18 protein-coding genes are annotated in these 21,510 nt (G+C 36.9%); 12 read left to right on the forward strand and 6 right to left on the reverse strand.

From position 1 onward, the window contains the following. Positions 1-57 precede the first annotated feature (57 nt). From EMTOL_RS06765 to EMTOL_RS06775, 3 genes are all read right to left on the reverse strand, one after another. Positions 58-564, reverse strand: a complete 507-nt coding sequence (locus EMTOL_RS06765) for a hypothetical protein (RefSeq protein ID WP_015028528.1) — start codon at positions 562-564, stop codon at positions 58-60. Further along, positions 561-1,421 carry a rod shape-determining protein MreC gene (gene mreC / locus EMTOL_RS06770; RefSeq protein WP_015028529.1) on the reverse strand — a complete coding sequence of 287 codons (861 nt, stop codon included), beginning with the start codon at positions 1,419-1,421 and terminating at the stop codon, positions 561-563. The genes EMTOL_RS06765 and mreC overlap by 4 nt, the downstream gene beginning before the upstream one ends. A gap of 172 nt (positions 1,422-1,593) precedes the next feature. Further along, positions 1,594-2,625, reverse strand: a complete 1,032-nt coding sequence (locus EMTOL_RS06775) for a rod shape-determining protein (RefSeq protein ID WP_015028530.1) — start codon at positions 2,623-2,625, stop codon at positions 1,594-1,596. A gap of 383 nt (positions 2,626-3,008) precedes the next feature. Between EMTOL_RS06775 and EMTOL_RS06780 the strand changes: the two genes are divergently transcribed. The 4 genes from EMTOL_RS06780 to EMTOL_RS06795 all read left to right on the forward strand — a co-directional run bounded on the left by EMTOL_RS06780 (position 3,009) and on the right by EMTOL_RS06795 (position 7,736). Further along, positions 3,009-4,499 (forward strand): GH3 auxin-responsive promoter family protein, encoded by a 1,491-nt coding sequence (locus EMTOL_RS06780; protein WP_015028531.1) that lies wholly within the window; start codon positions 3,009-3,011, stop codon positions 4,497-4,499. 175 nt (positions 4,500-4,674) lie between these two features. Further along, the gene (sppA, locus tag EMTOL_RS06785) at positions 4,675-6,444 is read left to right on the forward strand and encodes a signal peptide peptidase SppA (RefSeq protein WP_015028532.1); all 1,770 of its coding nucleotides are present in this window, start codon (positions 4,675-4,677) and stop codon (positions 6,442-6,444) included. Positions 6,445-6,584: 140 nt separating this feature from the next. Then, positions 6,585-7,196 (forward strand): ribosome biogenesis GTP-binding protein YihA/YsxC, encoded by a 612-nt coding sequence (gene yihA / locus EMTOL_RS06790; RefSeq protein ID WP_015028533.1) that lies wholly within the window; start codon positions 6,585-6,587, stop codon positions 7,194-7,196. Between the two features lie 105 nt (positions 7,197-7,301). Beyond that, complete coding sequence (locus EMTOL_RS06795) at positions 7,302-7,736, forward strand: DUF5606 family protein (protein WP_041693446.1); 435 nt, start codon at positions 7,302-7,304, stop codon at positions 7,734-7,736. 98 nt (positions 7,737-7,834) lie between these two features. On the opposite strand, the gene EMTOL_RS06800 is transcribed toward EMTOL_RS06795, so the two are convergent. Further along, positions 7,835-8,926: a Gfo/Idh/MocA family protein gene (locus tag EMTOL_RS06800; RefSeq protein WP_015028535.1), complete on the reverse strand. Its 1,092-nt coding sequence runs from the start codon at positions 8,924-8,926 to the stop codon at positions 7,835-7,837. Positions 8,927-9,077: 151 nt separating this feature from the next. On the opposite strand from EMTOL_RS06800, the gene EMTOL_RS06805 reads away from it, so the two are divergent. Both EMTOL_RS06805 and EMTOL_RS06810 read left to right on the forward strand, forming a co-directional pair. Continuing rightward, the gene (locus EMTOL_RS06805) at positions 9,078-9,785 is read left to right on the forward strand and encodes an ATP-binding cassette domain-containing protein (RefSeq protein WP_015028536.1); all 708 of its coding nucleotides are present in this window, start codon (positions 9,078-9,080) and stop codon (positions 9,783-9,785) included. Positions 9,786-9,822: 37 nt separating this feature from the next. After that, complete coding sequence (locus EMTOL_RS06810; protein WP_015028537.1) at positions 9,823-10,554, forward strand: copper homeostasis protein CutC; 732 nt, start codon at positions 9,823-9,825, stop codon at positions 10,552-10,554. A 97-nt stretch (positions 10,555-10,651) separates the two neighbouring features. On the opposite strand, the gene EMTOL_RS06815 is transcribed toward EMTOL_RS06810, so the two are convergent. Together EMTOL_RS06815 and EMTOL_RS06820 are read right to left on the reverse strand one after the other, a co-directional pair. After that, entirely contained in the window at positions 10,652-11,146 is a 495-nt protein-coding gene (locus EMTOL_RS06815) for a DinB family protein (protein ID WP_015028538.1), read from the reverse strand. Between the two features lie 97 nt (positions 11,147-11,243). Continuing rightward, on the reverse strand, positions 11,244-11,933 hold the full coding sequence (locus EMTOL_RS06820; protein WP_015028539.1) for a helix-turn-helix transcriptional regulator: 690 nt from the start codon (positions 11,931-11,933) through the stop codon (positions 11,244-11,246). Positions 11,934-12,477: 544 nt separating this feature from the next. Here EMTOL_RS06820 and EMTOL_RS06825 point away from each other — a divergent pair. The 6 genes from EMTOL_RS06825 (at position 12,478) to EMTOL_RS06850 (ending at position 21,444) form a co-directional block, all read left to right on the forward strand. Beyond that, on the forward strand, positions 12,478-14,958 hold the full coding sequence (locus tag EMTOL_RS06825; RefSeq protein WP_041693971.1) for a DUF5916 domain-containing protein: 2,481 nt from the start codon (positions 12,478-12,480) through the stop codon (positions 14,956-14,958). A gap of 27 nt (positions 14,959-14,985) precedes the next feature. Then, positions 14,986-15,654: an ABC transporter ATP-binding protein gene (locus tag EMTOL_RS06830; protein WP_015028541.1), complete on the forward strand. Its 669-nt coding sequence runs from the start codon at positions 14,986-14,988 to the stop codon at positions 15,652-15,654. Between the two features lie 56 nt (positions 15,655-15,710). Next, positions 15,711-17,051 (forward strand): TolC family protein, encoded by a 1,341-nt coding sequence (locus EMTOL_RS06835; RefSeq protein ID WP_015028542.1) that lies wholly within the window; start codon positions 15,711-15,713, stop codon positions 17,049-17,051. 145 nt (positions 17,052-17,196) lie between these two features. Continuing rightward, positions 17,197-18,663 carry an IMP dehydrogenase gene (gene guaB, locus EMTOL_RS06840; RefSeq protein ID WP_015028543.1) on the forward strand — a complete coding sequence of 489 codons (1,467 nt, stop codon included), beginning with the start codon at positions 17,197-17,199 and terminating at the stop codon, positions 18,661-18,663. 132 nt (positions 18,664-18,795) lie between these two features. Beyond that, positions 18,796-19,806 (forward strand): NAD-dependent epimerase/dehydratase family protein, encoded by a 1,011-nt coding sequence (locus EMTOL_RS06845; protein WP_015028544.1) that lies wholly within the window; start codon positions 18,796-18,798, stop codon positions 19,804-19,806. A gap of 225 nt (positions 19,807-20,031) precedes the next feature. Continuing rightward, on the forward strand, positions 20,032-21,444 hold the full coding sequence (locus EMTOL_RS06850; protein WP_015028545.1) for a tetratricopeptide repeat protein: 1,413 nt from the start codon (positions 20,032-20,034) through the stop codon (positions 21,442-21,444). Positions 21,445-21,510 lie beyond the last annotated feature (66 nt).

A 21,510-nucleotide genomic window follows, 5' to 3' on the forward strand; every position in this document is an offset into this window, starting at 1 on the left:
GGCTTTAAAAGTGCTTATAAAGAAGTAGTGTGGCAGAAAAATTATGCGTGGAAAAGATTAATTTCCACGCACATATTGCAAGATGATAATTAAAAACGTAGTAAAAATTACGCTACAAATAATTTTCAAGATAGTAATCAAGAAGAACTGAAAACCACCAGCTTCAACAAAAAATAACATTGAGTGGTGAATAATTGTAAGAATGGCTACGTATCTCACAAAACGCTCACTGCCCATTTCTTTTAATGAAATCGTAATTTCATTTTCAACGCCTTTGGTAGGAAACAAAAATTTAATAATGTAAGTACGTAAATAGCCGACCATCACACTCGCCGAGGCATGAACACCAGCAGTATTATAGAAAATATCTACCAATAAACCTATCAAAAAGCTTATCAGTATGACCCAAACTGGAGCAATATCATCGGGTAAAAGTAAAATACAGGCTATATATACAAAACAAAAGGCTACATCAAAGAATACAAAATTGCGTAGAACTACAATTTGTAATACTAAATATATGATGAAGGTAAAAACTAATTTTATGACCGTCTGAGAATTCATTTCTTTTCTTCGGTAGTTGATTGCTCTAATAAATCTTGTTCTTTTTTCAACTTGTTGTTTACGATATAAACGTATGACAAGTTACGGAAATCAGTTGCCAATTCAACCTCAATATCGAAGAAGGCTTGGTCTTGTTTGGCACTCAGTTTACGAATCTTACCAATCATCGTACCTGATGGGTAAATAACGTTTTGCTCAGAAGTAACCACCGAGTCACCTTGTTTGATTGGCTTAAAGCGGTCAATCGTATTTAGGTTAATAATTTTAGGATTCAAACCACCCCACTCTGCAATACCTAAAGCTTTATCGTTTTTCACACGAAGTGTCGTATTCTTAACTTCAGAAGAAACCTTCGATTCTGAGTGAAGAATGGAGTACACACGTGAGAAGTGTTCTGAGCACTGCATGACAGTTCCTACTACCCCTTGTGGGCAAATAACGCCCATACCTGGCTCAATACCATCGAGGGTACCTTTATCAATAGTCAAATAGTTTTTCGATAAGCCAACGGTATTATTGACCACCTTAGCTACTTTAAATTCAAATCTACGAGCAAAAGCCGAATCTACTTTATAGTATTCTCCTTCTCTTGGCTTTAGTGATTGCATAGTAGCAACTGCTTTTTTTAATTGAGCATTTTCGGCAATTAATTGGTCGTTTATGTTGCCAAGATTCATGTAATTTTTTACATAATTCGAGCTTTCGAGTGTTTTGGCAGCGTAGTAGTTGGATGTGTTAAAAAACGAAACATCCCAATAATGATTGTTCTTCACGAGCAACCAAAAGCTGACAAGTTCGAGAATAGCAAACAAAAGAAAATTTCGTATGCGAAATATGAGTCGGAAGAGTTGCGACATGTTTTTCTTAGTTTAGAATTCTGAGTTCTGAGTAACAGCTTCGAGTGTATCTTGATAATAAAAAAATTGAATAACTTCAAGAGCTATTCAATTTTTTGCTATTATTTTCAGAGCTAACTTAAATGTAAGCTCCTGAAAGACTCAAAACTCAGAATTCAGAACTCAAAAAAGTTTACTGAACTATAACTGCTCTGTATTTTTCGATATTTTTCAAAATCTCACCTGTTCCACGCACAACCGCACGAAGTGGGTCATCAGCTACGTGAATAGGAAGTTTTGTTTTAATTGCCAAACGCTTATCTAAACCATGAAGCAATGCTCCACCACCTGTCAAATAAATACCATTTTCGTAGATATCGGCAGAAAGTTCTGGTGGCGACATCTCCAATGCACGCATGATAGCTTCTTCGATTTTCGAAATAGATTTATCAAGAGCGTAAGCAATCTCACTATAAGTTACTTTAATTTCTTTCGGAATACCCGTCATCAAGTCACGGCCACGGATTTCGATATCTGCTGGAGGATTATCTAAGTCTGGCAATGCTGCACCAACTTGAATTTTAATAAATTCAGCCGAACGTTCACCGATAAGCAAATTATGCTCACGACGCATATAGTCAACAATATCTCTTGTAAACAAGTCACCCGCAATACGAACCGAAGCTTCACAAACGATACCCGAAAGTGCAATAACTGCAATCTCTGTTGTACCTCCACCAATGTCGGCAATCATTGAGCCATTAGGTTGCTCAATATCAATACCAATACCGATAGCCGCAGCAATTGGCTCGTGAACCATATAAACTTCTTTGGCACCTGCGTGTTCGGCAGAGTCTTTTACCGCACGTTTCTCAACCTCAGTAATACCCGATGGAATACAAATAACCATACGGTGTGAAGGAGAGAAAAACCAACTACGACCCGTCTCAATCATTTTAATCATACCACGAATCATTAATTCAGCGGCGGTAAAATCGGCAATTACACCATCTTTGAGTGGACGAATAGTTTTTATATTTTCATTGGTTTTTTCGTGCATTTGCATCGCTTTGTGTCCTATCGCCAACACTTTTCCAGTAATTTTATCCAAAGCAATGATAGAAGGTTCATCTACAACGATTTGGTCTTTGTAGATAATGAGGGTATTTGCCGTACCCAAGTCAATCGCGATGTCACTCGTGAGGAAGTTAAACAATCCAGCCATTTTAAAGCTTTAATGGGTTTATAATTTTAATTTGGTCGCAAATTTACAACTATTATTTGCAAAATATTTCTAAAAAGTTGAAAAAGTATTGAAAAACAGAAAAGTATGCTCTTTTGAGGTGCAGGTTTTTCAAGTATGCGTCGATTTTTCAATAAAATAGGTACTTTATAAGCATATTTACTTATCAAACACCTGTTTTTATAACAAAAAAAGCATTGTTGTTATTGTTCAAGAAATACTTGTTTTTGTAATATTGTTCATAAAATCGCGGTTTTATGTCATGCTTAAGGGCGAAGTAATTCGTTAAACGAAAAAAATACTATCTTTGCTACTCGACACATTATACTAACCAGAGAAAAGAGCAGGAACATAAATCATAGAACATGGGAGTTCGTTCGATACTTAGTAAACCCATAGCAGCGTATGTGGTTGCACAGCAAAAGAAGTGGATGGCTCGTTCGGCGGAAGTACAAGCCGAATGGAGAGAAAAATTAGTAAGCCAAGCTGCTCAAACAGTTTTCGGTCGTGACCATCATTTCAAAGACATTCATTCGTATGATGATTTCAAACAGGCCGTTCCGATTCGTGATTACGAAGACCTTAAACCCTATATCAAGCGAGTAACCGAAGGTGAAGAAAATATACTTTGGAATGGGAAACCGCTTTATTTTGCCAAAACTTCGGGTACTACTTCAGGTACAAAGTATATTCCAATTTCGAAAGATTCTATTGATAATCATATCAGTTCGGCACGAAATGCCCTCTTGAATTATATTCACGAAACAGGTAATTCTAAATTTTTAGATAATAAGCTCATTTTTCTTTCAGGAAGTCCAGAAATGACCGAAAAAGCAGGTATTAAAACTGGTCGTTTGTCGGGAATTTCTACGCACCACGTTCCTGCTTATTTACAAGCGAATCGTTTACCCTCTTACGAAACAAATTGTATTGAAGACTGGGAAACGAAATTGGAAAAAATCATTGATGAAACCATCAATCAACCTATGAGCCTTATTTCGGGCATTCCACCATGGGTGCAGATGTATTTCGACCGTATTCAGGCTCGTACGGGTAAAAAGATTAAAGATGTTTTTCCAACATTCGATTTATTCGTTTATGGGGGAGTAAACTTCGAACCATATCGTGCGAAACTATTCGAATCTATCGGAAAGAAAATCGATTCGGTTGAGCTATTTCCTGCTTCAGAAGGATTTTTTGCTTACCAAGATAAGCAAAACAACGAAGGAATGTTGTTATTGCTTAATACTGGTATTTTCTATGAGTTTATTCCCGCAGAAGAGTTTTTCAATGAAAAGCCTACTCGTTTGAGCATCGAACAAGTAGAATTGGGTAAAAATTATGCTCTTATTGTGAATAATAATGCTGGACTTTGGGGATATTCGATTGGGGATACAGTGAAATTCGTATCCCTGAATCCTTACAGAGTAATTGTTTCAGGGCGTATCAAACATTATATTTCAGCTTTTGGCGAACACGTGATTGGCGAAGAAGTTGAAAAAGCCATGAAATATGCTTGCGAACGACAACCCGAAGTAGAAATAGTTGAATTTACAGTCGCACCAATGGTTACGCCAGCCGAAGGTTTGCCTTATCATGAATGGCTGATTGAGTTTGCTGTTCCTCCAAGAGATATAGAGCAGTTCAATAACGATTTAGATAAGCGAATGACCGAACTGAATGTGTACTATGATGACCTAATTACAGGAAGTATTCTTCGTAAATTGGTCATTACATCACTTCCCAAAAATGCATTTATTGATTACATGCGTTCACAAGGAAAATTAGGTGGACAGAACAAGGTTCCGCGTCTATCAAACGACCGTAAGATTGCAGATGCCCTTCATAAAGCATAAATTAAGTGTAGAGACAAGGCATACCTTGTCTCTAATACTAGATTAAAAAAATAATTCGGCACTTATAATTCATAACTCATAATTAATATCCTCCATCTATCAAATACTAAACTTACTTTTCTGTATATACATATATTTTTGTAAACAGAAATAAAATAATAAACTATAACCGTATATGTTACAATTTTTGAAATATGTTTTTGCAACGATTGTCGGTATCTTTCTTTTCACAGTTCTTAGCTTCTTTTTGTTACTAGGAATCGGAAGTTTGATGTCGAGTTCTGACACTAAAACTGAAGTTGCTGCAAATTCAGTACTTAAACTCGATTTGAATCAAGTAATCCGTGAAAACGCTCCAGAAGAAGACCCACTGAATGATATTTTATCGGGCGGAAATTCACCGGGCCAAGTAAGTTTGCCACAAATCAAAGAAGCTTTGGCTAATGCAAAAATCGACCCGAACATCAAGGGAATTTATTTAAAAGCTGAAAACCCGATGGCCGGTTTTGCTACTTTGAAAGAGGTGAGAGAATATTTGTTAGATTTTAAGAAGTCAAATAAGTTTATTTACTCTTATGCCGAAACCATGACTGAAGGTGGCATTTATTTAGCTTCAGTAGCAGATAAAAGCTATATAACTCCAGCTGGAGGCGTAGATTTTAATGGTTTGAGTGCCAACTATACTTTCATGAAAGGCCTTTTTGAGAAAATTGGTATAAAACCCGAAATTTTCCGTGTGGGTGAATATAAAAGTGCAGTAGAGCCATTTTTCTTGACAAAAATGAGTGATGCAAATCGCGAGCAAACGCAATCGTTCATCTCAGATATCGCTAATAATTTTTACGGAGATATTGCATCAGCACGTAAGCTTTCTTTGGAAGAAGTAAATACAATTCTCAATAAAGCCTTGATTCAAGAGCCATCAGATGCAGTGAAGTACAAAATTCTAACAAACACTGGCTATTGGGATGAATTCGAAACCGCACTTCGCCACGAATTAGGTTCTGAAAAAGATAAAAAGATAGAATACATAACTTTAAATAAATACCTCAAAGCCGATAAATTGGTAAAAGAAGGTAGTAACTCAAACCGTATTGCAGTAATTGTCGGTGAAGGAGATATTCTTTCGGGCGAAAGTCAAGATGGTACAATTGGCTCGGAAACTATCGTAAAAGAATTGCAAAAAGCCCGAAAAGATAGTAAAATCAAAGCGATTGTATTACGTATCAATTCAGGTGGTGGAAGTGCCTTGGCTTCTGATGTGATGTGGAGAGAAGTAGAATTGACTAAAAAAGTAAAACCAGTCATTGCTTCAATGGGCGATTATGCTGCTTCGGGAGGGTATTACATGGCAATGGGTTGCGATACCATTGTGGCTCAGCCAACTACACTCACAGGCTCGATTGGTATTTTTGGGGTGATGTTTAATGTGGAGAAGTTGATGAACGAAAAGTTAGGTGTAACGTTTGATGGCGTGAAATCTCACGAATATGCCAATTTCCCATCTGCTACTCGCACAATGACTGATGCAGAGAAAAATATGATTCAAAATGGGGTGAATAAAGGTTACGAAAGCTTTACTTCTAAAGCTGCCAAAGGCCGCCACATGAGTGTAGAGAAATTGAAAAGTCTTGCAAGTGGTCGTGTTTGGACAGGCTCACAAGGCCAAGCCAACGGATTGGTGGATATTTTGGGTGGTATTGATGTGGCTATTAAAGTAGCAGCACAAAAAGCTAAACTAAAAGAGGGCGATTATAGAGTAAAATATCTTCCAATACAAAAATCAAGTATTGAGACACTCATCGAAAAATTTGGTAATGACCAAGAAGATGCAAAACTTAAAGCGTATTTAGGCGATTTTGCTCCGTATGCCAAGCAACTCAAAAATCTTCAAAGCATGGATAAAATTCAAGCCAGAATGCCATTTGAGTTAGAGATAAAGTAAGACTTCAAATAAATAATCACCGAAAGGAGAAAGAAATTGAGTACCTTTGTGCTAAATTCTTTCTCCTTTTTGATTTTGTAGGACAGGTTTCTAAGCTGTCTTCATGCAAGAATCAGTAAAAAAGGTGATATGTTAGTAATATGAAAACTCCAAAATTAATAGAAGCGAAGTTTGTTACGAGTGCCGCCGACTATCGAAAATGTCCGCCGCCAACCAAACCCGAATATGCCTTCATTGGCCGTTCGAACGTTGGGAAATCTTCGTTAATAAATATGCTGGCGGGTAATAAAAACCTAGCCAAAACCTCACAAGTTCCTGGGAAAACGCAACTTATTAATCACTTCGAGATTAATAAAAAGTACTATATTGTTGATTTGCCAGGCTATGGATTTGCCAAAGCTCCTAAAAACGAACGAGAAAAATGGGGCGATATGATTGGAAATTATTTAGCTAATCGAGAAAGCCTTGTTTGTGTGTTTGTGTTGATTGATATTCGCCACGAACCACAAAGAGTTGATTTAGAATTTCTCGATTTCTTGGGTGAGCGTGATGTGCCTTTTTGTCTAATTTTTACGAAAGCAGATAAAGTTGGAGGGCTTACTGCGGAGAAAAACGTTGAGTTATTTAAAAAAACGATGCTATTGAGCTGGACGAAAATTCCTCAATATTTCATTACTTCATCGGAAAGACGTCTTGGGCGTGATGAAATATTGCAAGCAATCGAAGAGATGAATCTGTCTTTTACGAAATAATTTGTACTTTTGCACCGTTATAAATAACGCCGAAAGAAATTAAAGAAATATCGTTGAATGTCGTTGATTGACAAACAACTAAACAAAAACAATATAATTTATCAAATGGAATTATTAAGAGATATTGCCCACATTTCAGGTAAAAGCGGTTTGTATAGAATTTTGAAACCCGGACGTGGTGGGGTGATTGTTGAAACACTCGATGACAAAAAGCAAAAAGAAATGGTAAGTTCAAATGCTCGTGTATCGGTATTGAAAGACATTTCTATTTATACTGAAGACCCAAATACGTCAATTCCTTTAAGTGATATTTTCTTGAAGGCTCGTGAAATTCACGGAGAGAAAGTTGATTTCGACTTCAAAAATGCTTCAAATGCTCAAGTTTTTGACCTTTTTGGTGCAATTATGCCTGAGTTCGACCGTGAGCGTGTATATGCTTCAGATGTGAAAAAAATCATTACTTGGTATAATATTCTTTCGGCTACTATGCCAGAATTATTTGTACCATCGGCTGAAACTGCTGAAGAAGCAAAAGCATAATTCTTGAAATAAGATATTTTGAAAGCCCATCATTGCTGATGGGCTTTCTTGTTATATAACTATTTTTATATCCTCATTTAGGCGATTTTAATCGCTGTTTATTTCAACACAACCGTCTTCCCAGTTTTTGATGATTTCACGGCAGCATCTAAAATTTCCATCGCTACCATGTTTATCTTTAAAGAACCCAAATCGTTTTCTGATTTTACTTTACCACGTGCCACCGCAGCAAAGTAAGTAAAAGCATCGTTCATGGGTGTTTCGAGAGGTGTTACGGCAATTTTTTCTTCGGGAAGTGCATTTCTATCGCCTTTTCTGATTGTCATTTGAGGCGATTTATCGGCAAAAACATAGCCTGTTTTTCCATAAACTTCAATGTCTTTTCTATCAAAAGGCCAATTCCAAGAACCTTGAAAAATTCCTTGAGCTTTAGGGTAAGTTACCACAATCGTCGCTTCATCGTCAACGTTTGGATATATTTCTGGTTTAATAGTTTGTGTAATGGCTGTCACAGAAGTAGGTCTTTCACCCTTCATAAGCCAAGCCATAATATCCGCACCATAACAACCAAAATCAATAATTGCTCCACCGCCGTTTTTTATGGGGTCAGTAAGCCAACTAAAAAATTCATTGCTAACCCCAATCTCTTTGGGCCCACGATGTCCATCATGAATAACCACTTTTCTTATATCCCCAATAGCATTTTGCTCATGAATCATTCGAAAAGTCTGATGATTGCTGGCGTACCAAGTAGTTTCATAGTTAGTTAATAATTGAATATGGTGTTTATTAGCCAAGGCTTCCATTTCTTTAGCATGGGCAAAGTTTACAGCAAGCGGTTTTTCAACCATTACATGTATGCCTTTGGGAGCACATTTTTGTACGGTTTCGAGGTGCTCAATGATACTTCTAAAATCACAAACCGCTTCGGGTTTGGCTTTGGTTATCATTTCTTCGAGGCTCGAAAACCAAAGACTTTCGGGCAAATTATACTTCTTCAATAATCTTAAGGCCAATTCTTTATTGGGCTCGGCAAAACCTACAATTTCTACTCCTGCTCGATTAGGATTGTGTAAGATTTGATAAACGTGGTCGTGGGTCATGCCTACGATTCCCATTTTTACGTTTTTTTCTTGTGCGAATACAACAGATAGGCTTAGAAATAAGCCCCAAAAAAGAAGTTTTTTCATTAGTTTGTAAGGTTGAGTTTATCAAATTTAACCAAAAACCACATCGAAGACTATTTTTTCAGAAAAGTTTTCACCAGAAAACCTATTTTTGCGTTATTGTTTCAAATAAACAAAAACTATCGACCGTGGTCGGTGGTCTAGCGACTATCACATGTCAATAAAAATTCAAAATCTAAGTAAAGTTTATGGCACCCAACGTGCCGTTGATGATATATCTTTCGAAGTTGCCAAGGGCGAAATCGTTGGCTTTTTGGGCCCCAATGGTGCAGGAAAATCTACGACGATGAAAATCCTTACGGGCTATCTACCTGCCACCGATGGTTCGGCTGTGGTTAATGGTTTCGATGTAAAAATATCGCCCATGGAAGTAAAAAAGAGCATTGGATATTTGCCTGAGCATAATCCACTTTATTTGGATATGTATGTGCGTGAATTTCTTGAATTTGTGGGTTCGCTTTATGGTTTAAGATGTAAAACTTTAGAAATTAAAGTAGCCGAAACCATCAAAATGGTGGGTTTAGATTTAGAAAAACATAAAAAAATTAGTCAATTATCTAAAGGCTATCGCCAACGTGTGGGTTTAGCACAAGCTCTTATTCATAACCCAGATGTGCTAATTCTAGATGAGCCTACTACTGGTCTTGACCCCAATCAATTGGTAGAAATTCGAGAATTGATAAAATCGGTTGGGCGAAATAAAACAGTTATTTTTAGCACCCATATTATGCAGGAAGTAGAAGCTATCTGCGACCGCGTAGTGATTATTAATCGAGGAAAAATTGTAGCTAATGGTACCCTTTCCGAACTCAAACAAGGCGGAAAAGGTATTGAGGAAGTTTTTCGTGAACTAACAGCGTAACGCAACTTTCAAATTTGTGTCACAAAAAATATAAGACATGCTCGAAATTTGTAGTTTTTCTTTAGAATCTTGCCTAACTGCTCAAAATGCAGGTGCTGGCCGTGTAGAATTATGTGGTGGGATGTTTGAGGGGGGTACAACTCCATCGGCTGGATTGATTCGTTTGGCACGTAAGCATCTTCATGTCAAACTCTATGTAATGATTCGCCCGAGAGGAGGCGATTTTTGTTACTCCGATGCTGAATTTGCCGTTATGAAAGAAGATATTCAAACGGCGAAAGATTTAGGGGCTGATGGCGTAGTTTTCGGAATTTTAAATCCTGATGGAAGCATTGACCAAATACGTACTTCAGAATTAGTTCGTTTAGCGGCACCTTTAAAAGTAACTTTTCACCGAGCATTCGATGTGGCTAATAACCCCATTCAAGCATTAGAAGATATTATAGCGTGTGGTTGTGAAAGAATTTTGACTTCGGGCCAAAAAAACACTGCCATCGAAGGAATTGATTTGCTTAAAACTTTGGTTGAAAAATCTCAAAATCGTATTGAAATTATGGCTGGAAGTGGAGTTTCTGCTCAAAATGCCCAACAATTTTTATCAGTTGGTGTGCGTGCACTACACATGACAGGCAAGGGGATTCAAGAAAGTAAAATGATTTTCCGCAAGCCCGATGTGAGTATGGCTAGTGCGGCACTAAGCAATGAATTTGAAATTTATGAAGCAGATTTTGAGAAATGCAAGGCAGTAGCTGCATTGCTACCTGCCTAAACATTTCAAAGTGTTGTGTGGAATACGTTACCCTTAAAATAGCTTTTTCATAAAATTTGTGTATAATACACTTAATGGCAATGAAGGATGTAAGCGATTAACTTAATTCATCGGCACTTGGGCCGTAACTTCCAGGAATCGGAATATCCAAAAGGCGTAAGAAAACTCCTAATTGAGCACGGTGGTGAATTGTTTGGCTCAAGGCATTGCGTATGGTTTCAGCCTTCGTGATATCCATGTAAATCTGGTCACCCGCACGAAGTACCCAAGATTCTGATAATTTACTTTCATTTTCAGGAACCAATACCGAACGACCATCAGCAAAGCATTCTTCAAAATAAGCCAATAATTCAGCTCTATTGTTGATTACCTTTGGTTCGTAAGGAGTTTGGGCAAAATCCAATTCATCAGTCGTAATACCATAGGTAATCCAAGTAGGTAATTCAGCAATGTGTGTAGCTAATTGACGAATCGTCATACTCTTTGGGTGTGGCTGCCAATCTAATTTGTCATCTGGAACAATCGACAAAAACTTACGAGTAGTAGCCGATTCTTGTTCTAATTCTTGGAGGTACATTGCAATAAGTGACATATTTTTTTGAAGTTTTTGGTTAACAATACAAAGAAAATATGTCCTACTGACAACCCTATGTCAGTGTGTTTAGAAGAATTTTTTCGCAAACAAAAAATTAATAATTCACCGGAATCTGAGGCATATATTCACTCACTTCAATGTGGTCAGTTTTCTTGAAAGGCTTGTAAGTATCTTCAATTTTCGACATTCTTGAAACATTAAAATCACGGTATCCATTGCGTTTGTGGCACCACGCAATTAAATGCCATCCGAAAGCATAAAAAATGAGCCCGATTGGCTCAGCTTGTCGGTGGCTAGATTCATCTTTGTTATTGCGATACGAAAAAGAAATAATGGTCTTAGAGGCAATGGTATGTTGTAGAATTGAAAGGTGTTCGTAATCTTGCGTAAGTCGTTCAGGTACTTGATATTTGATATTATTGGTTAGAAACTCGGCTTTTTCTTTTTGTTGAGAAGGTAAAATCGACTTTATTTTGTTGAGTGCGTTAGTGTAATGTTTTTGAATAGATTTATCAGTAAAGCCATAAACCAACGATTCGGTTAATAAAAGGGCATTGGCTTCTTCAGTAGATAAAGCAATCGGTGGAAGAAAATAACCCTGCATTACAAAGTATCCTTTGTTGGGTTCGAAACTCAGTGGAATCCCTGATTCGCACAAAGCTTTTAAATCTCGATAGACTGTTCGAACACTGATTTTAAATTTTTCAGCAATCTTCTCAGCCGAAACATATTTTCTTGATTGTAATAAGGTTAAAATTCCAAAGAGGCGGTCGATACGGTTCATTTTTGTAGTACTTTTTCATAATTTTCTCACTCTTCAAATATACGTTTGTTTCCGAAAAGATACAATTGTGGGTAATAATAAGGCAGGCAAACGATACTTGACTCTTTGTCCGAAGGCGTACTTGACTTGTCCGTTTTCGGACAATTTTATTTTTGCGTTAAGAGTAAAATTATTGATAATCAATTAGTTATGTTTATGGCATAAGTTTTGGCATATAGGTATTGCTGTTTAATTTAGGGTTTGGACAGTAATACACAAAATTATGAAAAAGCTTTTTTGCCTGACGATTAAATGAATAAACTAAAAGATTGAAGTATCAATTTGATAGTCAAAATTTCAAGAAAAAAATATCGTCCATGCAACTTTTATGAAAAAAGATTGTCGTTTCCGAAATTACTTTTTGTAACCTTTTCAAAGTAAGTAGGTATTCATAATTGCTTAATAAATGTTAAAAACAGTTTTGTTAACTTTTATTAATACCTACCAAACGACAATTACTGGTAGTTTTGTGCCCCAAGCACAGAACTATACAAAAACAACAATTATGAAAAAGCTATTTTTACTATTTCTGGTGCAGTTTTGCATCAGTGTACACTACTCGTTTGCCCAAGCAACAACACCCCGTTCGCTTCCTGCCAAACGTACAAACAAACCCGTAATCATTGATGGTAAACTGAATGACTTGGCTTGGCAAGATGCCGCCAAAGCTGATGATTACACTGAATTTCGACCTGTGATTGGTCGAAAAGAAGAGAAGGGAAATCATACCGAAACTTTTTTGATGTATGATGACGCTGGGATTTATTTTGGCGGCACTTGCTTCGAACGAAATGTAGATAGCATTGCGAAGGAATTGGCAGGACGAGATGGTTTCGGAATGAACGATTATATTGGTTTAATTTTCGATACTTATAATGACAAACTTAATGGTTTTGAGTATTTCGTTACACCACTCGGCGAACAGTGGGATGCCAAAATGACACCCAACCAGAATGATAATAATGGAGGTGAAGATTTTAGTTGGAATGCTGTGTGGAAAAGTGCAGTGGTGATTCATGACAAAGGCTGGAGTTTTGAAATGTTTTTGCCTTATTCGGCCATTCGTTTTAGCAAAGATAAAGTGCAAAATTGGGGCTTAAATATTACCCGAAGAAGGCGAAAAACTGAGCAACAATATACTTGGAATGCCATTAACCCCAATGTGAATGGATTCTTGACTCAAGAAGGACAATGGACAGGTATTTCTGATATTAAGCCACCACTACGTTTGCAGCTGTTTCCGTATTTTTCGGTATATGCAAATCATTTTCCGAGTAATACAACAGAACAAAAAAATTGGACAAATCAGGTTTCGGGAGGTTTGGATTTAAAGTTAGGTATCAATCAAGCTTTTACGCTTGATGCAACTTTGATTCCTGACTTTGGACAAGTGCAAAGCGATAACAAAGTGTTGAATCTTACGCCTTTTGAGGTGAAATTCAACGAATATCGTTCTTTTTTTACGGAAGGTACTGAGCTTTTCAACAAAGGGAATTTGTTTTATTCTCGCCGTATTGGTGGCACGCCTATTCATCTTTATGATGCTTATGACGATGTAAAATCAAATGAAAGAATGTTGAAAAATCCTACAGAAGCAAAGTTAATTAATGCTTCTAAAATATCGGGGCGAACTAAAAATGGTTTAGGAGTTGGGGTTTTAAACGCCATCACGCAAGCTCAATATGCTACTATTGAGAATATCGAAACTGGTGAAATTCGTAAGTTTCAAACCAATCCTACTACGAATTATAATCTTTTCGTACTTGACCAAACTTTCAAGCATAATTCGAGTGTAAGTTTTATCAATACTAATGTTACAAGAGGTGGAAATGATTATAATGCTAATGTAAGTGCTGCACTTTTTAGTTTTAATGATAAGAAAAACACTTATAATATTTCGGGAAATGCTTCGACGAGTTACCTGAAATATAAAACTCCCGATAGTGAAAATTCTTTAGGATATAGCCATACATTGAGTGTCGGTAAAACCAGTGGACGTTTTAATTTTAATGTTTCGCAATCACTTACTGATACTAAGTATACCAGCAATGATTTGGGGTATTTTACCAATAATAACTTCATCAATCATAACTTTTATATAGGCTACCGATATACAGAACCTAAGGGTTGGTATAACCGACTTTTCTTTAATATTAATGGAGGTTTGAGTAATTTATATGCTCCAATTGGTGATATAAAAAGTAAATACCAAAATGCTCGTATCAACTTCAACCTGAATGCCCAAACGAAGAAATTGATTTGGTTTGGTATGTTTGCCAACTTTAATCCAGCTCAGAATGATTTCTATGAGCCTCGTACCATGGGACATGTGTATAAACGTGGAAAAAGTGTGGCGTTTGGTAGTTGGATAGAAACAAATGCGGCCAAGAAGTACTCAGTAAGTGCAGAGTTTTTTGAGCGTATTTTCTTGAATTTTTACAACCTAAGCGGAACAGATATTTCATTGAGTCAGAAATATCGTTTCAATAGTAAGTTTTCGATTGAACACCAAATTGGCTTCATGCCTCGTCCAAGAAGTTTAGGGTATACAACAACATTGAGCGAAAATGATATTCTATTTGCCGTTAGAAAGGTAAGCACTGTCGATAATGTATTGAATCTTAAGTATAGTTTTACCAATAAAATGGGACTAACATTTAGAGCCCGACATTACGTAAGTGTAGTAGATAACAAAGAGTTTTATTCGCTCAATAAAGATGGCTCTTTAAGTACCAAAACGGGCTTGACAGAAAAGTATAACCGAAATGTAAATTACTTTAATATTGACATGGTTTATACTTGGCAGTTTGCCCCCGGAAGTTTCTTGAATGTAGTTTGGAAAGATGCGGGCTTTATGAGTTCAGATATTGCCAATACACGTTACTTTGAAAACTTCCAAAATACCTTACAAAGCGATCAGAATAATAATTTATCAATAAAAGTCATCTATTTTCTCGATTATTTGCAGTTGAAGCAAAAGATGTAGATGGCAATAGACCAGTAAACAAAACCAATGATTCAACTACGAAATATTTCTAAGTATTATCCCGCAGGATTTGGCAAAACATATGTGCTAAGAAACATTAATCTTGATATCAATCAAGGAGAATTTGTTTCAATCATGGGGCCTTCAGGGTCGGGAAAATCAACCCTTCTTCATATCTTAGGATTACTCGAAGAAGCCTCAGAAGGAGAATATTTATTAGAAGAAACATCGGTTCAGAAGCTTTCCGAAAAGAAACGCACCGAGCTACATCGTAGTAGCATTGGTTTTGTTTTTCAGGCCTATCATTTAATTGATGAACTTACGGTTTATGAAAACATCGAAACACCACTTCTTTATAAAGGGCAGTCTTCGTCAGAGCGTAAAAGCCGAGTGGCTGATGTACTCGACCGCTTTAATATCGTAGCAAAAAAAGACCTTTTCCCGTCGCAACTTTCGGGTGGGCAGCAACAACTTGTGGGTATTGCCAGAGCAATTGTTGCCGAACCTAAAATTATCTTCGCCGATGAGCCAACAGGAAATCTTCACTCTGAGCAAGCTCAACAAATTATGGAGTTATTTCGTGAATTGAACCAAAAAGATGGGGTAACTATCGTACAAGTAACCCATTCCGAAGTTAATGCCGAATATGGAAATAGAATTATAAGATTAAAAGATGGTTGGATAGATGCACCTTAATCTTAGGAGGAGAATTGCAATCTTTTTTTGATGAACGCTTATAATTTCTAGTATTTATGAAAAATATTTTATTAAAAACTTCGCTAATTAGTATACTTTTATTTGCCCAATGTAGCTTTGAAAACTTGGTATTTGGGCAGGCACTTTCACTAAAAGAATGTGTAGATATTGCCATAAAAAATAATCTTACGTATCGAGAGAGTCAGATTTTGGGCGAAAGTGCCCATGTAGAACTTACTCGTGCTAAATCGTCGATGTATCCACAAATTGGTTTTGGTACAGGGCAAGATGTGCGAGTTGGTCGCAGTATTGACCGTTTTACAAACTCCTACATTGAGCAAGTTTACACCACAAACTTTTTTACTTTACAAGCGTCTATGTTGCTTTATAATGGGTTTCAGATAAAAAACCAAGTTCGTCAAAATGAATTATTACGTGATGCCGGAGCCAAAAATATTGAAGCCGTAAAAAACCGCACCATCATTGGGGTGCTTCAAGCGTATTTGCAAGTATTAGCAACACAAGAATTATTGGAAGTAAGCAAAAATCAAGTTGAAACTGCCAAAGCTCAGGTCGAACGAGTAAACAAGCAAGTTACAGCAGGCGTAGTGGGACAGACTGAACTTTTTCAAGTACAATCACAATTAGTGAATGATGAATTTGCGTTGGTTACTGCCCAAAACAACAATAAATCAGCTAAGCTAACACTTTTTCAATTAATGAATCAACCACCCAATAGCATTGCTACTTTTGAAGCCCTCAAAGACGATGCTTTGGTGTATAATGTTGATTTACAGGGCATTGAAAATATATTCGAACAAGCAGCCAATAATTTTCCTGAGATTAAAGCAGGCGAACTCCGCTTAAAAAGTTTCGATAGTCAGTTAAAAGCAACTCAAGCAAATAATCTTCCGCAAGTAAGTTTATCGGGTGGCTATGGCACTTTTTATTCCTCATCAAATAAATCAGAAAACTACTTTACCCAACTCAATGGCACTCGCAGTGGTTCGTTAAGTTTAAATGTCAGTATTCCAATTTTGGGCCGCTTACAAAACGCTCCACGTGTATCAGCGGTAAAGGTGCAAAAGCAGTTGAGCCAAAATCAATTAAATATTGTTAAGTTACAGCTTCGTCAGGCAATTGAGCAATCTCATCAATTACTTTCAGCAGCTTCTGAGCGTTATAAAGTAGCCACCAATCAAGTAAGTATTTTGGAGCAAAATATCAAGGCTGTAGAAAGCAGAATCAATGCAGGAACAGTTAATTATTTAGAATACATGCTGGCAAAAACTAACTTTGATAGAGCGAAATCAAACCTCGTTCAAGCCAAATATGAGTTTTTATTACAAAAGAAAATCCTAGACTTCTATCGCAACGGCGAATGGAGAATTGAGTAGTTTTACAGTTCACAGAATGTTTCCTCAAACATTCTGTGAACTACTTTCTAACATTACCTAAAAATTAAATTTTTCGTAGAAAATTGCCGATTTGAAATATTTTCCGTAATTTTGTTCGGCAAATAAGTAAACGAAATTATTTGCTATGTTAGACTCTTCAAAGTTGCTTTACGAAGCACTCACCTACGACGACGTTCTGCTCGTTCCAGCTTACTCAGAGGTACTTCCACGAGATACGCAAACTAAAACATTTTTAACTAAGAATATTCAATTAAACATTCCACTTATTTCGGCGGCAATGGATACCGTTACCGAATTCGAAATGGCAGTGGCAATGGCACAAGAGGGTGGTATTGGATTTATTCACAAAAACATGACCATCCAGCAGCAAGCTGAGCAGGTGCGTAAAGTAAAACGCTCAGAAAGCGGCATGATTATCGACCCAGTTACACTTCCAGAAACTGCAACCGTTGGCGATGCCCTTCGTAGCATGAAAGAGTTTAAGATTGGCGGTATTCCAATTATTGATGAAAACAATAAGTTAAAAGGTATCATCACTAATCGTGATTTGCGTTTCCAAACTGACCAAAATAAGTCGATTACTGAGGTAATGACCAAAGATAATCTGATTGTTGGCCACGAAGGAGCCGGTTTGGCTGAAGCAGAGGAAATTTTACGTAATTATAAAATCGAAAAACTTCCGATTGTAGATAAAGAAAACCGAATCATTGGTTTGATTACGTACCGAGATATTTTAAAGAAAAAAGACCGCCCGAATGCTGCTAAAGATAGTTGGGGTCGTTTAATTGCAGGTGCTGCCGTTGGCGTAACGCCAGATATTGAAGCTCGTGTAGAAGCCTTGATTAAAGCGGGCGTAGATGTGGTAAGTATTGATACCGCACACGGCCATTCAAAAGGGGTAATAGATACTCTCAAACGTATCAAAGCGGCTTTCCCAAAAATTGATGTTATCGTAGGAAATATTGCTACTTACGATGCTGCCGAGGCACTTTCTAAAGCAGGTGCCGATGCTATTAAAGTTGGAGTAGGCCCAGGTAGTATTTGTACAACCCGCATTATTGCGGGTATTGGAATGCCGCAGCTTTCGGCTGTTTATGAATCTGCCAAAGCGGCTTCTAAATATGGTGTTCCAGTGATTGCCGATGGTGGTATTCGTTTCTCTGGCGATATCGTAAAAGCCATTGCAGCAGGAGCAAGCACAATCATGATTGGTTCGCTTTTAGCAGGAACTGAAGAAGCACCGGGTGAAATGGTTATTTATGAAGGACGTAAATTTAAAACCTATCGTGGAATGGGTTCATTAGAAGCTATGGAAGATGGTTCGAAAGACCGCTATTTCCAAGATGCAGAAGATGATATCAAGAAACTTGTTCCAGAAGGAATTGTAGGTCGTGTACCATTTAAAGGTCGTGCTGCTGAGATTATCTACCAAATGGTAGGCGGTTTGAAAGCTGGTATGGGCTATTGTGGTGCTGGCGATATCAAAGGACTCCAACAAGCTAAATTTGTGAAAATTACAGCTGCGGGTATTAAAGAAAGTCACCCTCACGATATTCAAATTACAAGAGAAGCTCCAAACTATTCGAGATAATTTTTTGTATAGTAATAGAACGCAGATTTTTACGATTACACCGATTCATTATGATTGTAGAATCATAGTTTATCAGCCGAAGTCATAGAAATCTGCGTTCTTTATTGATATTTCTTCATAAAGATTTAACGCATGAATCGAGTTCTTATTACAGGTGCCAATGGCTTAGTAGGTAGTGCTACTACTCGCCGATTTGTAGAAGCGGGTTATCAGGTTTCTGCCTTGTGTCGTGCAGGAAGTGATTTGTCATTATTAGAGGATATTTTTTATAAAATCAGCATTATTGAAGGTGATGTTTTAGATATTTTTTCACTCGAAAAAGCACTCGAAAATCAAGACTTTGTCGTTCATACGGCCGCATTAGTTTCTTTTGCACCCAAAGACCGCAATCAGATGTTTAAGGTAAATGTGGAAGGAACTGCAAATGTGGTAAATATTTGTTTGGAGAAAAAAGTTAAGAAACTTTGTTACATAAGTTCGATTGCAGCATTGGGAAGGCCGACTTCTGCTTCAGAAAAAATCTATGGGGGCGTGATTGATGAAAAACAAAAATGGGAAGATTCTCCGCTGAACTCTAATTATGCAAAGTCGAAGTTTGAAGGCGAACTTGAAGTGTGGCGTGGAGAAGCCGAAGGGCTTGCGGTGTTGGTAGTAAATCCTTCTATTATTTTGGGTGAAGGAGATTGGCACAAAAGTAGCACGCAACTATTTAAATATGTTTATGATGAGAACAAATATTATACCAACGGCAACTTCAACTATGTAGATGTAAAGGATGTAGTTGAGGCAATTTTCCAACTTACGAGCTCAAATATTCAAGGAGAACGCTTCATTCTCAACGGAGGAACACTCACATATCGTGAGTTTTTCAATAAAATAGCCGCTAATTTTGGTAAAAAAGCCCCTTCAAAGACCTTATCACCCTTCGCAATCGAACTTCTTTGGCGTATAGAAGCTATAAGAGCATTCATCACAAAAAAGGCCCCACTTATTACAAAAGAAACTGCACATAACTCTCGCACGAAATTTGCTTATAAAAATGAGAAGATTCAGAAAGCCATTAATTTTAGCTTTACTCCCATTGATGAAACGATTAGTCGAGTAGTCAATTTTCTACAAAAGGAGAAATTACACAAAGGGTAAAAATCATTTGACTTTCACCAAAAGAACTTTTATTTACAGAAAACTATTGACATTTAATAAATAATATTTACATTTAATCGTTGTTTTTGTGAATTTTATTGAGTGGTAGCTATTACTGATTAATAGTATTTAGCAAACCTTTATGAGAAATACAACAATATTACCAATAAACGCTAAGGTCCAAAGGCTGGACTACTTGAACCTTTTGAGTGTAAAAAATTCTAGATGCAACACGAATTCAGTGACAGATTCGATGGTTTTGATGACGCAGATGTAAAAGCATCGGCCGAACGTTTTGAAGAAATGCTTAAAAGCAAAGAAGCAGTTTTCTTCGATGAGGAGACCTATGAACAATTGTCAGAATACTACTTGAATAATAGCAAGTGGGATATGGCGATGAAAGCATGCCGCATAGGGTTGCAGCAATACCCATATTCACTCGAACTTCTTCTTGATAAAGTACAGTTACATGCCAATTATGAGCAGTTTGATGAAGCGATGGAAGTTTTAGATTTGGCTGCAACTTTTAATCCAAATAATAATGAAATTACTTACATGAGGGGGATTATTTGTAATCTCATGGGTAATTATGAAGAAGCAGTTGAGTATTTTCGTGAGTCTCTTTTGCTATCGGATGAAAAAGAAACAGTTTATTTTCAACTTGCACAAACCTACCAAAATTGGCAAAAGTTTGAAGAGGCAGCACATTTTTATAAAAAAGCAATTAAACTTAAGTTTCAAGAAGAAGTAGCTTTTTATGAATTGGTTTTTTGTTTAGAGCAAGCCAATAAATTGGCTGAAAATATAGATTATTTCAAAGAACTTGTTGATAACGACCCTTATTCTCACTTTGCGTGGTTTGCATTAGGAATGTTGTATAGCCGTTTAGGTAAACATAAAGATGCAGCTTTTGCTTATGATTATGCTGTGACGGTAAAAGAGAATTTTGCTTCAGGTTGGTTCAATTTGGCCCATGCTTACATGAATCTCAATAACTTTATTGATGCCAAAGAATGTTATATCAATGTATTGAAATATGAAACGCCAACGGCAGAAGTATTCACCCATTTAGGTGCCGCTTACGAAAAACTTGAACAATACGACGAAGCTTATAAAAACTACCGAGAAGCAGCAAACTTAGATGAAGCATGGGATGATGCTTGGTTTGGTATGGGTTCGGCTTTATACGAACAAGAGAGGTGGTTAGAAAGTATTCAATTTACACAAAAAGCGATTAAACTCAATGAAGCTAATGCCGACTATTGGTTGCTTTTAGGAGATACTGAGTCGAAATTGGGTAATTTCCTTTCGAGTAATGAAGCATATACCCAAGCTATTGCAATAGACCCTCTGAATCCAGATATTTGGTTAAATTGGTCATTATTGTTTTTCGAACAAGGACAATACGGAAAAGCATTCGAGATTGTATATGATGGGATAAGCGAAATGCCAGATGATGCCGATTTATTTTATCGAGCAGCTGCTTATTTGATTTTTGATGGTAGCTATAACGAAGCCTATAAATATCTTGAAACTGGATTAATTTTGGACTATGATGCCCATACGCAGATTTATGATTTCTTCCCGAATTTAGATACTCAAAAGGCATTATTCAGAATCATTGAACAATATAAATAATAAGAAAATGGCTCGAACTAAATTCGAGCCATTTGATTTTTGAAGCCTCATTGATTGTAGGCAACT

It is taken from the genome of Emticicia oligotrophica DSM 17448 (assembly GCF_000263195.1).
GTDB classification, from domain to species: domain Bacteria; phylum Bacteroidota; class Bacteroidia; order Cytophagales; family Spirosomataceae; genus Emticicia; species Emticicia oligotrophica.

Coding starts and splice junctions, on each gene's coding strand:
- EMTOL_RS06810 (WP_015028537.1), top strand. CDS start 9,823: ATGCTCGAAATTTGTAGTTTTTCTTTAGAATCTTGCCTAACTGCTCAA.
- EMTOL_RS06775 (WP_015028530.1), bottom strand. CDS start 2,625: ATGGCTGGATTGTTTAACTTCCTCACGAGTGACATCGCGATTGACTTG.
- EMTOL_RS06780 (WP_015028531.1), top strand. CDS start 3,009: ATGGGAGTTCGTTCGATACTTAGTAAACCCATAGCAGCGTATGTGGTT.
- EMTOL_RS06830 (WP_015028541.1), top strand. CDS start 14,986: ATGATTCAACTACGAAATATTTCTAAGTATTATCCCGCAGGATTTGGC.
- mreC (WP_015028529.1), bottom strand. CDS start 1,421: ATGTCGCAACTCTTCCGACTCATATTTCGCATACGAAATTTTCTTTTG.
- sppA (WP_015028532.1), top strand. CDS start 4,675: ATGTTACAATTTTTGAAATATGTTTTTGCAACGATTGTCGGTATCTTT.
- EMTOL_RS06800 (WP_015028535.1), bottom strand. CDS start 8,926: ATGAAAAAACTTCTTTTTTGGGGCTTATTTCTAAGCCTATCTGTTGTA.
- EMTOL_RS06815 (WP_015028538.1), bottom strand. CDS start 11,146: ATGTCACTTATTGCAATGTACCTCCAAGAATTAGAACAAGAATCGGCT.
- EMTOL_RS06845 (WP_015028544.1), top strand. CDS start 18,796: ATGAATCGAGTTCTTATTACAGGTGCCAATGGCTTAGTAGGTAGTGCT.
- yihA (WP_015028533.1), top strand. CDS start 6,585: ATGAAAACTCCAAAATTAATAGAAGCGAAGTTTGTTACGAGTGCCGCC.
- EMTOL_RS06850 (WP_015028545.1), top strand. CDS start 20,032: ATGCAACACGAATTCAGTGACAGATTCGATGGTTTTGATGACGCAGAT.
- EMTOL_RS06820 (WP_015028539.1), bottom strand. CDS start 11,933: ATGAACCGTATCGACCGCCTCTTTGGAATTTTAACCTTATTACAATCA.
- EMTOL_RS06825 (WP_041693971.1), top strand. CDS start 12,478: ATGAAAAAGCTATTTTTACTATTTCTGGTGCAGTTTTGCATCAGTGTA.
- EMTOL_RS06835 (WP_015028542.1), top strand. CDS start 15,711: ATGAAAAATATTTTATTAAAAACTTCGCTAATTAGTATACTTTTATTT.
- guaB (WP_015028543.1), top strand. CDS start 17,197: ATGTTAGACTCTTCAAAGTTGCTTTACGAAGCACTCACCTACGACGAC.
- EMTOL_RS06795 (WP_041693446.1), top strand. CDS start 7,302: ATGGAATTATTAAGAGATATTGCCCACATTTCAGGTAAAAGCGGTTTG.
- EMTOL_RS06805 (WP_015028536.1), top strand. CDS start 9,078: ATGTCAATAAAAATTCAAAATCTAAGTAAAGTTTATGGCACCCAACGT.
- EMTOL_RS06765 (WP_015028528.1), bottom strand. CDS start 564: ATGAATTCTCAGACGGTCATAAAATTAGTTTTTACCTTCATCATATAT.